Origin of the sequence: Microbacterium sp. BE35, assembly GCF_031457705.1 — a bacterium.
GTDB classification, from domain to species: domain Bacteria; phylum Actinomycetota; class Actinomycetes; order Actinomycetales; family Microbacteriaceae; genus Microbacterium; species Microbacterium trichothecenolyticum.
The window spans coordinates 529,049-541,699 of record NZ_JAVDXD010000001.1; the positions used below are offsets into that span (position 1 = coordinate 529,049).

13 protein-coding genes are annotated in these 12,651 nt (G+C 69.6%); 3 read left to right on the forward strand and 10 right to left on the reverse strand.

The window, feature by feature from the left end:
* Positions 1–7 precede the first annotated feature (7 nt).
* From J2Y46_RS02280 to J2Y46_RS02325, 10 genes are all read right to left on the reverse strand, one after another.
* Positions 8–1,009 carry a LacI family DNA-binding transcriptional regulator gene (locus tag J2Y46_RS02280; RefSeq protein ID WP_245619557.1) on the reverse strand — a complete coding sequence of 334 codons (1,002 nt, stop codon included), beginning with the start codon at positions 1,007–1,009 and terminating at the stop codon, positions 8–10.
* 2 nt (positions 1,010–1,011) lie between these two features.
* On the reverse strand, positions 1,012–4,071 hold the full coding sequence (locus tag J2Y46_RS02285; RefSeq protein WP_310239936.1) for a glycoside hydrolase family 2 TIM barrel-domain containing protein: 3,060 nt from the start codon (positions 4,069–4,071) through the stop codon (positions 1,012–1,014).
* Positions 4,068–4,877: a carbohydrate ABC transporter permease gene (locus tag J2Y46_RS02290; RefSeq protein ID WP_245619559.1), complete on the reverse strand. Its 810-nt coding sequence runs from the start codon at positions 4,875–4,877 to the stop codon at positions 4,068–4,070. The genes J2Y46_RS02285 and J2Y46_RS02290 overlap by 4 nt, the downstream gene beginning before the upstream one ends.
* Positions 4,870–5,841: a sugar ABC transporter permease gene (locus J2Y46_RS02295; protein WP_310239937.1), complete on the reverse strand. Its 972-nt coding sequence runs from the start codon at positions 5,839–5,841 to the stop codon at positions 4,870–4,872. Before J2Y46_RS02295 ends, J2Y46_RS02290 begins: the two co-directional genes overlap by 8 nt.
* 85 nt (positions 5,842–5,926) lie before the next feature.
* Positions 5,927–7,228 carry an ABC transporter substrate-binding protein gene (locus J2Y46_RS02300; RefSeq protein ID WP_045298428.1) on the reverse strand — a complete coding sequence of 434 codons (1,302 nt, stop codon included), beginning with the start codon at positions 7,226–7,228 and terminating at the stop codon, positions 5,927–5,929.
* Positions 7,229–7,611: 383 nt separating this feature from the next.
* Positions 7,612–7,998 carry a glyoxalase/bleomycin resistance/extradiol dioxygenase family protein gene (locus J2Y46_RS02305; RefSeq protein ID WP_045298430.1) on the reverse strand — a complete coding sequence of 129 codons (387 nt, stop codon included), beginning with the start codon at positions 7,996–7,998 and terminating at the stop codon, positions 7,612–7,614.
* Positions 7,999–8,119: 121 nt separating this feature from the next.
* A complete protein-coding gene (locus tag J2Y46_RS02310) occupies positions 8,120–8,959 on the reverse strand; it encodes an NAD(P)-dependent oxidoreductase (protein WP_045298433.1) in 840 nt (279 codons plus the stop codon).
* A gap of 17 nt (positions 8,960–8,976) precedes the next feature.
* On the reverse strand, positions 8,977–9,753 hold the full coding sequence (locus J2Y46_RS02315) for an enoyl-CoA hydratase/isomerase family protein (RefSeq protein ID WP_045298436.1): 777 nt from the start codon (positions 9,751–9,753) through the stop codon (positions 8,977–8,979).
* 9 nt (positions 9,754–9,762) lie between these two features.
* Positions 9,763–10,524, reverse strand: coding sequence for an SDR family NAD(P)-dependent oxidoreductase (locus J2Y46_RS02320; protein WP_045298438.1), 762 nt, complete (start codon positions 10,522–10,524; stop codon positions 9,763–9,765).
* A 120-nt stretch (positions 10,525–10,644) separates the two neighbouring features.
* Positions 10,645–11,160, reverse strand: a complete 516-nt coding sequence (locus J2Y46_RS02325; protein WP_310239942.1) for a hypothetical protein — start codon at positions 11,158–11,160, stop codon at positions 10,645–10,647.
* A 56-nt stretch (positions 11,161–11,216) separates the two neighbouring features.
* Between J2Y46_RS02325 and J2Y46_RS20665 the strand changes: the two genes are divergently transcribed.
* Genes J2Y46_RS20665 through J2Y46_RS02340 form a run of 3 tightly spaced genes read left to right on the forward strand, consistent with a single transcriptional unit; the run spans position 11,217 to position 12,645 of the window.
* Positions 11,217–11,519, forward strand: coding sequence for a DUF488 family protein (locus J2Y46_RS20665; RefSeq protein WP_084695541.1), 303 nt, complete (start codon positions 11,217–11,219; stop codon positions 11,517–11,519).
* Positions 11,417–12,142, forward strand: coding sequence for an aminoglycoside 3'-phosphotransferase (locus tag J2Y46_RS02335; protein ID WP_045298444.1), 726 nt, complete (start codon positions 11,417–11,419; stop codon positions 12,140–12,142). Before J2Y46_RS20665 ends, J2Y46_RS02335 begins: the two co-directional genes overlap by 103 nt.
* A complete protein-coding gene (locus tag J2Y46_RS02340; RefSeq protein ID WP_045298446.1) occupies positions 12,139–12,645 on the forward strand; it encodes an SRPBCC domain-containing protein in 507 nt (168 codons plus the stop codon). Before J2Y46_RS02335 ends, J2Y46_RS02340 begins: the two co-directional genes overlap by 4 nt.
* The last annotated feature ends 6 nt before the right edge of the window (positions 12,646–12,651 follow it).

Sequence of the window (12,651 nt, forward strand, 5' to 3'; positions counted from 1 at the left end):
GGGCCCCTCAGCCCGCGGGAGCGGCCGTCGAGGCGCGCAGGACCAGCTGCGTCGCCAGCTGGACCTGTTCGGGCGGTGCGCCGCGCTCCATCTCGAGCGCGACGCGCAGCGATTCGCGCCCGAGCAGCCCCCAGTCCTGACGTACGGTCGTGAGCGGCGGCGCGAACATCTCGGCCTCGTCGATGTCGTCGAACCCGAGGACCGACACGTCCTGTGGAATCCGCAGACCGGCCTCGATGATCGCGCGGTAGGCGCCGAGCGCCATCTGATCGTTGGCCGCGAAGACGGCGGTCGGGCGCTCCTCGGCGAGCAGCTGCCGCATCGCGCGGTAGCCCGCACCGGGACTCCAATCCCCCGGGCGGGCGGCGGGAAGCACGCGTCCGCGCTCGGCGAGCACGTCGCGCCAGGCGTCGAACCGCGACGCCGCGGAGAACGAGCCGGGCGGGCCCGTGATGTGGTGCACCGTCTGGTGGCCGAGGTCGAGGAGGTACCCCACCGCCTGGCGCGCGCCGACGTCCTGATCGAAGTCGACGGTGGCGACGCCGTCGACGAGCGGCGGGCCGAGGATGACCGCCGGCACGCCCTCGGGCAGCTGGAGCGCCTCGTCGATGCCGAACGGGGCGGGCAGGATGACGATCAGCACGTCGACCGCCATCTCCCCGAGTCGCGTGAAGGCACCGTTGGCCGCCTGCCCGGAGGAGGCGGCCAACGGCATGAGCGTCGTCGCGTAGCCGCTCTCCGCGGCCCGCTCGGAGATCTCCTCGAGCGAGCGATGCGTGCCGACGGAATGCAGGCTGTGGTACACGACGCCGACCGTGCGGAACGACCCGCGCCGGATCGCGCGCGCCGCCGCATTGGGGCGATAGCCCAGCTCGCGCATCTTGGCGAGCACGAGCTCGCGCTTCTCGAGCGCCACGTTCGGCTCGCCGTTCGCGACGCGGGAGACCGTCTGCACCGATACGCCGACGGCCTGGGCCACGTCACGCAGCGAGGTGCGGCGCTCCTGCACTCTCAGACCCCTCGGAACGCGAAGTCGAACACGAGGTCCCCGCTGGTCGGCAGGCGGTACTGGGCGAGCGTGCGCGCACCCCACGAGTCGTCGCCGCCCACGCCGCGCCGCATGAGCGCCGGGCGCAAGACGGTGCGGTGGATCGGCGGGAGCTCGGTGTGGTGCAGGGCGTTCTCCACTTCGTCGGGCGTCCACGGCAGCGCGGAGAACTCCATGGCGTCGGCGGATTCGACGCGGAGACCGGCTCCCCTGCCGTCTGTGACCTCGGCCCACCGCACGCCGATGCGGCTTCCCGCCTCCTGCGGACGCAGGTACGGGGTGAGCTCGGTCGTCACGTCGCGATCGTACACGCCGAGGCGCGCGCCCCCGCGGCGGTCGACGTAGCACTCCTCCGGTCCGTCGCCGTACCAGCGCAGCCGCCGGAACTCCGGAAGCGTCGTGAGCAGCATCCCGAACTCGGGCAGGCTCGGCAGGCCATCGACCAGGTGCAGCGTCTGCGTCACCTCCACCCTGCCGGCGCCGTCGACGCGGTACGAGACATCGCACGTCGTGGCCGGCCGCGTCGGCAGCTCGTACTCGTACGTCACCGTCACAGCGGTGTCGTCCTGCTCGACCCGCGTGCGGGTCAGCGGCTCGCGCACGCGCCCGTAACGGCTGGCGAGCAGCCACTGGCCGTCCTCGAACGGCGCCTCCCACCCGCGCTCGTTGGAGGTCGGCGCGTGCCAGAAGTGCGGTCGTGGCATCCCGGTCAGCAGCTCCCGGCCGCCGTCCGAGGTCATGCCGAATCGGTACGACGTGAGCCCGCCGTACAGCGTCGAGAACAGGGCGCTGAAACCGGGACCGCGCACTCCGATGTTGTGCGCGCCGCGGATGAGCTCGGGCGCGGGCGCCGCGACCCGCGCGGGAGGAGGTCCCACCTGGACGACTCGCTGCTCGTACGCGACCTCGTGGCCTTCCGCAGCCCACGCGGTCGCCGCCCGCAGGCGGAACGACACGTCGATCGCGTACTCCCCGGGCGCGGTCGGGACCGCGATGGGAAGGGCGATGCGACCGGTGTCGCCGGCGGCGATGTCGGTCTCGACCTCTTCGCGGCGCAGCATCCGTCCCTCGCGGGAGAGCGTGACGACGCACCGGTAGGCGGCGCTGGACGTCGAAAGCAGACGGTTGTGCACGGTGAAGCCGGCGTCGTCGATGCGGATGCGCAGGCCCTGGTAGAGGTACGCCACCTCCTGCAGCTTGGGCGTCGGCGAGTGGTCGGTGAAGAAGATGCCGTTGCCGCAGAACTCGCCGTCGTTGGGCGCGTCGCCGAAGTCGCCGCCGTAGCCGAAGTACTCCTTGCCGTACCGGTCGGTCAGCGCGATCGCCTGGTCGGCGAAGTCCCAGATGAACCCGCCCTGGAACAGCGGCTCGCGGTACGCCAGCTCGATGTACTCGTCGACCGCCCCGAAGGAGTTGCCCATGGCGTGGGCGTACTCGCACAGGATGAACGGCTTGTCGCGGCGGTCCCGCAGGAACTCCTCGACCTCGGCGGCCGGCGTGTACATCTGGCTGACGACGTCGGTGGTCTCTTCGTGGCGCGGATCCCAGTGCACGCCCTCGTAGTGCACCGGGCGGCTGTCGACCTCTCGGAACCACGCGGCGACGTCACGCAGGTTCGTGCCCCCGAACGACTCATTGCCGCACGACCACATCACGATGCTCGGGTGGTTCTTGTCGCGTTCGTACATGCTCGCCGCGCGGTCGAGCAGGGTCGGCAGCCATTCGGGGCGGTCGCCCGGGACCGCGTCCTCGATGGGCGCGCCGAGCTTGCGGATGCGGTCCCACACACCGTGGCTCTCGAGGTTCATCTCGTCGATGACCATGAGGCCGTGCCGATCCGCGAGCTCGTAGAACACGGTGCTGTTCGGGTAGTGACTGGTGCGCACGGCGTTGACGCCCACGGCCTTGAGAGCGAGGAGGTCCGCCTCGATCTCGGCCGCGGTCTGCACGCGCCCGGCGAGGCCGAACTCGTGCCGGTTCACTCCGAAGAAGACCACACGTCGCCCGTTGAGCTTCAGCAGCCCGTCCTCGATCGCGAAGCGCCGCACGCCGACGCGCTGCACGATGACCTCGGCCACCTCGCCCGAGACGTCTCGCACCTCGATCTCGATCTCGTACAGCCATGGATCCTCCGGGCTCCACAGCCGGGGATTGTCGAGACGGATGCTGAAGCCGCCGTCACCGCGAGGCTCGAGCGGTCCGACACCGGCGAGGCGGGCGGCGGCGCTCCCCTCCCCGCGCAGATCGATGCGCAGGGCGATGTCAGCGAACGCCGCATCATGGGCGAGGACGACGTCGACCCGGAGGTCCTCGACATGCGCACGGGGACGGCGGTACAGGACGACGTCGCGGAACAGCCCCGAGAACCGGAAGAAGTCCTGGTCCTCGAGCCATGAGCCGCTGGAGAACTTGAAGACCTGCGCGGCGAGCTTGTTCTCTCCCTCGACCAGGGCGTCGGTCACGTCGAACTCCGACGGCGTGAAGCTGTCGGTCGCGTACCCGAGGTAGCGCCCGTTGAGCCAGACCGCGATCGCGCTCTCGGCGCCCAGGAAGCTGATGCTCACGGTCTCGCCCGCCTCGACCGGCCGGTCGAGGCGGAAGCTCTTCACGTACGACGCGACAGGGTTGTAGCGCTCGGGCACCTCGCCCGGGTCGATCTGCTCGACGCCGTCCCAGGGGTACTGGACGTTCACGTACTGCGGGCGGTCGTAGCCGTGCAGCTGGATGTGCGCGGGCACCGGGATGTCGTCCCAGCTCTCGCAGTCGTAGTCCGGGTGGAAGAAGCCGGCCGGGGCGGCGGCGGGGTTCTTCGCGTAGTGGATCTTCCACCGGCCGCTGAGCGACTGCTCGTACCCGCTGTCGCCGTCCGCCGCCTCGGCCGCCGTCCGGAACCAGCGGTGGTCCGAATGGGCGGGCAGGCGGTTCTCCTGGACGAACCGGGGATCCGCGATCCGGGCGGCGTCGAACCTCACCGCCTCATCTCCGTAGCTCTCGGTCCGGATGTCGATGGTGTCGAGTGTCACTTGACCGCCCCCGTGATGCCCTGTGCGAATTGCCGCTGCAGGAGGAAGAACACGATCATCGTCGGCAGCGAAGACAGGAGCACGGCGAGCATCAGCACGCCGTAGTCGGTGACGTACCCGGCGCTGATGTTCGCGGTGAGCATCGGCATCGTCAGCACGCTGTTGTTGACGAGGATCACCTTCGGCCACAGGAAGTTGTTCCACGCCATCATGAATGTGATCACGGCCGCCGCGGCGAACGTCGAGCGCATCGTCGGGACGTAGATCCTGGCGAAGATCGACAGCTCGCTGAGGCCATCGATGCGCGCCGCCTCGATGATGTCGTGCGGAAACGAGCGCGAGGCCTGCCGGAACAGCAGGATGAGGAACGGCGTCGAGATCATCGGGATCACGACCGCCCACAGCGAGTTCACCATCCCGACGCGCGCGAACAGCTGGAACAGCGGGATCATCGTGGCGGCGAACGGGATCATGATCGCGAGCAGCAGGATCGCCATGACGACGTCCTTGGCCTTCGAGTGGTACACCTCGAATCCGTAGCCGGCGATCGAGCACACCGTCAGCGCGAGGATCGTCGTCCCGACGGCGATGAGGAACGAGTTCGTCATCGCGCCGACGACGTTCTGCGTCGAGAAGAGCACCGCGATGTTCTCGAACAGGGCGGTGCCGGGCAGCATCTTCGACGACAGGACGTCCTTGCTCGTGTTGGTGGCCGAGACCGCCATGAAGTAGAGCGGGAAGACCGAGAAGAGCGCCCAGACCGCCAGCAGGGCGTATCCGGGGAGGCTGCGGAGCTTGTTAATCACGCTTGTCACCGACCTTCATCTGGATGAACGAGAGGATGGCGACGAGCATGAGGATCACATACGAGATCGCCGCGGCGTAGCCGAAGTTGGGGTTCTTCTGGAACGACACCTCGTAGAGGTAGTGCGCCATGGACATGGTCTGGTGGGCCGGTCCGCCCTGGGTCAGCGCCCACGACTCGTCGAACATCTGCAGGGTGCCGTTGATCGAGAGGATCGCGGTGAGCACGATCATCGGCTTGAGCTGCGGCACGGTGACGTACCAGAAGGTCTGGAAGGCGTTCGCGCCGTCCATGCGGGCGGCCTCGATGCTCGAGTGGTCGATGTTCTGGAGGGCGGCCAGGTAGAAGACCATGTTGTAGCCGGTCCACCGCCACAAGAGGCCGAGGATGATCACGAACCGTGCGGTCTCGGCCTGCCCGAGCCAGTTGATCGGGCCGCCGATGGCGCCGATCGACATCAGCATGTCGTTGACGAAGCCGTCGTTCGCGAACAGCGTGCGGAACACCAGCGAGTACGACACCAGCGACACCGCGCAGGGCAGGAAGATCGCCGTGCGCCACAGCGCCTTGAACCGCAGCTTGGGGTTGTTCAGCAGGTTCGCCAGCACGAGAGCCAACGCCAGCATGATCGGCACCTGGATGATCAGGTAGATGAAGGTGTTCGTCAGTGTGAGCCGGAAGATGTCGTCGCTCAGCAGGCGCTGGTAGTTGTACCAGAGCGGATCGGCGAACTCGAGGCGCGTGCCCCGTCCCGTCTGCAGCGACAGGACGAACGCCTGCGCCATCGGGATGAAGCTCATGAACAGGATGAGCAGCGCGGCGGGGAGCAGGAACCCCCAGCCGGTGAGACTGCGGCGGCGCGTGTTGTTCAGCCACGGCTTGCGGTCGCCGATGTAGTTGTCGAGCGGCGGCGGCTGCTTGCGTCTGCTCGAAGTCTTGGTGCGGGTCTTCACGTCGGAGGCCACGGAGTCGTCTCTTTCCTCGGGCGGTCAGGGCCACGGTTCCGGTCCGGCCGGGCGACGTCGTCGCCCGGCCGGACCATCGCCGGGGTTACTGCATCGCGAACTCGACGTTGGCCTGCGCCTCTTCCAGCGCGGTGGTCATGTCGGTGCCGCCCATGATCTGCGTCATGGCCGTGCTCACCGCGTCGCGCGCCTCGTAGTAGTACGCACCCGTGTTGTTCGAGGGGACCTCCGGGCCGAACTTGACGACGTCGGCGAAGATCGGCTGACCCCCGAAGAAGGCGATCGGCTCGTTGTAGACGTCGCTGTCACCGGCCGGGATCCAGTTCGCGACCGCGCCCGCCTTCGGCAGGATCGTGTCGTACAGCTCGGTCGAGCCGGCGAAGGTCGCGGCGAGGAAGTCCGACGCGAGGTCGACGTCGGCCGTCGAGGAGATCGCCCACGACGATCCGCCGTTGGCGGAGTAGTTCGTCGCGCCCGACACGCCGTCGAGCTTGGGGAGGTTGGTGACGGCCCACTTGCCGTCCTGGTCCTCCGCGGTCTGGATCGAGCCGACGATCCACACGCCGTTGATCGTGCCCCCGACGGTGCCGTTGACGAGGGTGCCGATGTACTCGTCCCAGGAGTTGACCTCGACGAGCACGCCCGCCTCGACGAGCTGGGTGTAGACGCCGATGGCCGCCTCGAGCGCGTCGTTGTCGACGATCGTGGGGTTGCCCTCGTCGTCGAACAGGCTGGCGCCGGCCGACTGCAGCATCATCATCGGGATGTCGGCGGAGCCGGCCTGGCCCGACAGCAGCGGCTGCCCGGTCTTGGCGAGCACATCCTTGCCGATCGTGAGGTACTGGTCCCACGTGATGTCGGTGAAGTCGTCGACGGTGTAGCCCGCCTCCTCGAGCACGTCGGTGCGCAGCGCCGTGATCGCGGTGCCGGCGTCGAAGGGCACGCCGTAGTTGATGTCGTCGATCGTCGAGTAGTCGACGACGGACTGCGGGAACTCCGAGAAGTCGATGTCGGAGTCGCTGAAGTCCGAGAACAGGTCGGGGTAGTTCAGCCCGTTCTTCTGGAACGCGTTGTTCTGCATCAGGAAGATGTCGGGCAGCTCGTCGAACGCCTGCGACTGCGCGATGGTCGTGAGCTTGGTCTGGAGGTCGTCCCACGGCACCTCGACGATGTCGAGCGAGAAGTCGGGGTGGTCCTCCTGGTAGACCTTCTCGGCCTCCTCCATCGCGTAGATGTTGAAGGCGGGATCCCAGGTCCAGACGGTGAGCGTCTGGTCCCCGTCTCCCTCGCCGGAGCCGCCGCCCGACCCGCTGCAGGAGGTCAGGGTCAGCGCGAGAGGCACGGCGAGCACGAGGGCTCCCGCGGTCAGCTTGGTGAAGCGCTTCATGGGATTGCAGATCCTTCCGTGGATTCCGTGACGCCGAAGCGGTGCCACGGCGGCGAGACACGCTGCACGTGGTGCCGTGCAGAGCGTGGGGCGGATCAGTCGTCGGCGCGTCGGAACGCGCGTCGGAACGAACAGGGACATACCGGAGATACCGCGGCGATGCGGCGTCGCATCGTGTGCTCTCCGGTGAGCACGCCGTCCTCTGACTCCGAAGGAAAGCTAACACTGGTAACGTCACCACGCCAGTGTTTTAGCGGATTTTCATTTTGGGGATCCTCCTCGCGAACGCCGTCGAGCAAGGTCGCCGACGGCGGCTTCGGCGTGCATGCCGAGGCGCGGAGGGATGCTGCGGCGCCGGCGTCGCCCCATCGCGCGGCGTACCGTCAGCCCTCGGTCGGGAGGGCCTCCGCGCCGAGGTTCACGAGGTTGCCGGCGGGGTCGCGCACCTGGGCGACACGCTCGCCCCACGGCATGTCCTCCGGCTGCTGGATCGGGTGACCGCCCGCGGCCACCCACGCGCGGAACGCATGGTCGACATCGTCGACGTAGAACCACAGCGCGGCCCTCTCGCCGCCACCAGGCGGCAGCGCGTCCTCGTCACGGCCGATCCCGAGCGGGACCCCGTCGATCCTCAGCGACACGTAGGCGTCGGCGCCGTGCTCGTCGGCGAACCGGTAGTCGACGACCCCGCCGAGCGCGCGCTCGTAGAACCGCACGAGCTCGGGGAGTTCGCGTGTCAGCAGGATCGGGAACAGACTCCGCACCGCCATGGCCCCACGCTACGCCGCCACACCCGCGCGAGACAGGGGATCCCCGCCGAGACCCGGGGGCGACGCCCCGGTCTCGCAGCGATTCCCCGGTCTCGGCGAGACCGGGGATTCGTCGGCGACGTCAGTCCAGGAAGATGTCGGGGAACAGCGCCTGGTCGGGCGTGCCGGGAACCGCGGCGTAGCCGGAGAAGTCCGTGACGCCGGCGGCCTCGAGCACGTCCTCGACGATGAGCGTCTGGCCGGTGTACTCGCGGGAAGGCTTCGTGAAGATCTCGTACGCCGCATCGGCGTAGATGTCGGGTGTGCGGCTGACCTTCATCATGCGGTCGCCGCCGAGCGCGAACTTCACCGCCGCCGTCGCGATGGTGGTGCGCGGCCACAGCGTGTTGGCCGCGATCCCCGCCTCGGCGAACTCCGCGGCCATCCCCAGCGTGACCATCGTCATGCCGTACTTCGCCAGGGTGTACCCGGTGTGTCCGCCCAGCCATTTCGGCGACAGGTTGAGCGGCGGCGAGAGCGACAGGATGTGCGGGTTCGCGGCATCCCTCAGAATCGGCACCGCGGCGCGCGAGAGCATGAAGGTGCCGCGCACGTTGACGTCCTGCATGAGGTCGTACTTCTTGGCGTCGAGGTCGAGCGAGCGCGAGAGGTCGATGACCGACGCGTTGTTCACGACGATGTCGATGCCGCCGAACTCGCCCTGCGTCTTCAGCACGGCCTCGGTGACGTCGTCGTCGTTACGCACGTCGCCGACGATCGGGAGCGCCTGGCCGCCGGCGGCGCGGATCTCCTCGGCCGCCGAGTGCACCGTGCCCTCGAGCTTGGGGTGGGGCGTGCCCGTCTTCGCCAGCAGGGCGATGTTGGCGCCGTCGCGCGCCGCGCGCAGCGCGATCGCAAGGCCGATGCCACGGCTGCCGCCCGACATCAGGATGGTCTTTCCGGCGAGGGGCTTGTCGCTCATCTCGGTGTCTCCTCGGGTCAGGATCGGGACTTGGCGGATGCCGCGGCGAAGGCCGCGACGCGCGCCTCGGCCTCGTCGGTGTCGAAGCGGGCGCCGATGGATCGGGCCTCGTCGTCGAGGTTCTCGGCGAACGAGCGCCCTGCTCCGGTGCGGACGAGGCGCTTGGCCTGCCCGAAGGCACCGGTGGCGTTGTCGAGCCAGAACCGCGCCACGGCTTCGGCGCGCGAGGCGACGTCGGCGACCGGGACGACCTCGGTGACGAGGCCCCAGTCGAGGGCGGTCGGGGCGTCGATGGTGAGGTCCTGCAGCAGGAGCTGCAGCGCACGCCGCTGACCGACCGCGGCGGGCAGCAGCGTCGAGACGCCGAGGTCGGGGGTGAGGCCGATGTTGGCGTACTTGCTGACGAACTTCGACTGCTCCGACGCCACGATGTAGTCGGCGGCGAGCATCAGGCCCAACCCGCCGCCGGCGACCGCGCCCTGCACGGCGGCGACGATGGGCTTGTCCGACTCCACGAAAGTGCGGATGCCGTCGTGGATCGTGTGGGCCGCGCCGGTCACGTCGGCGCCCGAGGCGCCTGACGTCGCCATCTCGATGACGTCGCCGCCGGCGCAGAAGGCCGGGCCCGCAGCATCCATGATGATGGCCCCCACCGACGCGTCGGAAGTGAGCTCGTGCGCGACGTCGCGCCAGCGGGCACCCATCTCGAAGCCCATGGCGTTGAGGGACGCCGGACGATTGAAGGTCACGCGCGCGAGGGCGCCGTCGCGGGTGACGAGGATCGAGTCGCTCACGTTCTCTCCTTACTTCGGCGCCATGCGAATGGCGCCGTCGAGGCGGATGGTCTCGCCGTTGAGGTAGCCGTTGTCGACGATCGACATCACCAGGCGCGCGTACTCGTCGGGCTTGCCGAGACGCTGCGGGTACGGCACCTGCTCGCCGAGGGAGTCCTGAGCGGCCTGCGGGAGGCCCATCAGCATGGGGGTCTCCATGATCCCGGGCGCGATCGTCACGACGCGGATGCCGTAACGCGCGAGCTCGCGGGCGATCGGCAGCGTCATCGCGTGCACGCCGCCCTTCGACGCCGAGTAGGCGGGCTGGCCGATCTGGCCGTCGAACGCGGCGACGCTCGCCGTGTTGACGATGACGCCACGGTCGCCGTCGGCTGTGGGCTCGCTCTTCGCTATGACGGCAGCGGCCTGCGAGATGACGTTGTAGGTGCCGACGAGGTTCACGCGGATGATCCGCTCGAAGCCGTCCAGCGGCGACGGGTTGCCCTCGCGATCGAGCACCTTGGCGGGGGGCGCGATCCCGGCGCAGTTCACGACGACGCGGAGGGGGCCGGATGCGGCAGCCGTCGCGACCGCGGCGGCCACCTGTTCGGGGTCGGTGACGTCGGACGGTGCGAACGATCCCCCGAGCTCTGCGGCGATGTCGGCGCCGGCGGAGGTCGGCAGATCGACGATCGTGACGGTCGCGCCCGCGGCGGTGAGACGCCGGGCAGTGGCGAGGCCGAGTCCGCTCGCGCCACCGGTGACGAGCGCGGCGGTGCCCGTGAGGTCCATGGATTCTCCTTCGAAGTCCGGGTTCTGCGGAACCGCGTATCAGCATACGCGGGACTCAGTCCCATCGCCCACCGACCGGCGACGCGACGGGACCAGGCTAACGGGCGGTCGCGGAGACCGTCACGGTCCGATCTGCGGGCCGATGCGCGTGAGGGCCGAGATGCGATCGATCAGCTCAGCGGGCCGTGCCAGCAGCAGCCGTGCCTCGCCACGCGCGGTCAGGTACTCCACGAGCCGCGTCGTCGCCTGCGCGTCCCCGCGGCGGTAGCCCGAGAGGTAGTGCTGAGTGGCGCGCCATTCGAGCCGCTCCCCGTCGAGCGTCGTGATCACGACGAGGAAGGTGGGGGTCTCGGCCGCCTCGCCGGTCTCGAGGCCACCGGCCACGCCGCCGAGCAGCGCCGCCGCCATGTCGGAGATCGCGGGGTACGGCCACCAGGTCGCCGGCGGTTCCACCGTGACCGTGTGCACCTGGGACCACGGCACGAACTGCGACCGCGGATCGCCGATGTGGCGGGAGAGCCCGTCGGGCGACAGCCGCACATGCCGCGCGGTGGTGTCGCCGATCGCGACCGCGGGCTCCGCGCCCTCGAGCGCCGTGAGGGGTCCTCGGCGGCGGGTGGCGCGAGTGGTGGGCATGCCCCCATCCCACCACGCCGGTGGTGCACGGTGCGGCGGGCGGGTTGGATGGGCGCATGGAGATCCGGCTCAAGCGCGTCGACGACGACCCGGCCCCGGGCGACGGCTTCCGCGTGCTGGTGGACCGGCCGTGGCCGCGGGGCCTCTCGAAGGAACGCGCCGCACTCGACCTGTGGGCGAAGGAGGTCGCTCCCTCGACCGGAACCCGCGAGGTCCGGACTTCGCAGGGCCTCCCGCGCGCGGGAGGATGGAGCCCGTGTCGATCCCCGTCGAAGACGTCGCCGTCCCCGAACGCGTGCGCGCGCTCGCCGTCGGGGCGCGGCTCGCACCCGTCTGGCTCAACGAGCTCGGCGGCGTGACGTTCCGCGCCGACGACGGCAGGTACCTCAAGTACGGGCCCCGCAACGCCGAGACGTCGTTCGCGGGCGAGGCCGAACGGCTGCGGTGGGCGGCGCGGTACACCGCTGTCCCCCGGGTGCTCGAAGCCGGCGGCGACGACACCCACGAATGGATGGTGACGGCGGCGCTTCCGGGCCTGTCGGCGGTGGACCCGCGATGGATCCCGGATGCTGCCACCGCCGTCCGTGCGGTCGGCGAGGGCCTGCGCGCGCTGCACGACGCGCTGCCCGTCGGCGACTGCCCCTTCGACTGGGGCGTGCCCGGGCGGATCGCGAACGCCGAGGGGCGCGGCATCCGTGTTCCCGAGGCGTTCCATGACGCGCCGCCGATCGACCGGCTGGTCGTGTGCCACGGCGATGCCTGCTGCCCGAACACGCTCATCGGCGACGACGGACGTTGGAGCGGGCACGTCGACCTCGGCGCGTTGGGCGTCGCCGACCGCTGGGCCGACATCGCCGTGGCGTCGATGTCGACGGCGTGGAACTATGGCGAGGGATGGGAGGACGCCCTCATCGAGGCGTACGGGATCGAGCCCGATCGCGAGCGCCTCTCGTACTACCGGGAGCTGTGGAACGCGACATGACCGAGATCACCGGCAACGTGTGTGACATCGACGGCAAGCCGAACCTCGTGATCCTGCGGCGCTTCCGCGCGACCGCCGAAGAGGTGTGGCGCGAGCTCACGGACTCCGCACGGCTCGAGCGGTGGATCGGCCGCTGGGAGGGCGATCCCACGACCGGACACGTCACCTTCTTCATGACGGCGGAGGATCCGGATGCCTCGGGTGAGGAGTACACGATCCTCGAGTGCGACCGCCCGCGGCGCTTCGCCGGAGACACCTCGGCCGGGTCGGGTGCGTGGCATCTGTGGTTCGAGCTCGCCCCGGACGAGCACGGCGACACCGTGCTCACGTTCGGCCAGCGGCTGGGCCCCGAGGACGAGGTCGGCTCGATCGGCCCGGGCTGGGAGTACTACCTCGACCGGCTGGTCGCGGCCCAGGCAGGCGTCGCCGTCGACAGCGTGAACTGGGACGACTACTTCCCCGCGCTGCAGCCCGGGTACGAGCGGCTGGTCGCCGGCGGCTGACGCCGG

Bases quoted from the DNA above. Each gene is read 5' to 3' on its own strand.
- J2Y46_RS02310 (WP_045298433.1), bottom strand. From the start codon at position 8,959: ATGAGCGACAAGCCCCTCGCCGGAAAGACCATCCTGATGTCGGGCGGC.
- J2Y46_RS02305 (WP_045298430.1), bottom strand. From the start codon at position 7,998: ATGGCGGTGCGGAGTCTGTTCCCGATCCTGCTGACACGCGAACTCCCC.
- J2Y46_RS02325 (WP_310239942.1), bottom strand. From the start codon at position 11,160: ATGCCCACCACTCGCGCCACCCGCCGCCGAGGACCCCTCACGGCGCTC.
- J2Y46_RS02320 (WP_045298438.1), bottom strand. From the start codon at position 10,524: ATGGACCTCACGGGCACCGCCGCGCTCGTCACCGGTGGCGCGAGCGGA.
- J2Y46_RS02340 (WP_045298446.1), top strand. From the start codon at position 12,139: ATGACCGAGATCACCGGCAACGTGTGTGACATCGACGGCAAGCCGAAC.
- J2Y46_RS20665 (WP_084695541.1), top strand. From the start codon at position 11,217: ATGGAGATCCGGCTCAAGCGCGTCGACGACGACCCGGCCCCGGGCGAC.
- J2Y46_RS02300 (WP_045298428.1), bottom strand. From the start codon at position 7,228: ATGAAGCGCTTCACCAAGCTGACCGCGGGAGCCCTCGTGCTCGCCGTG.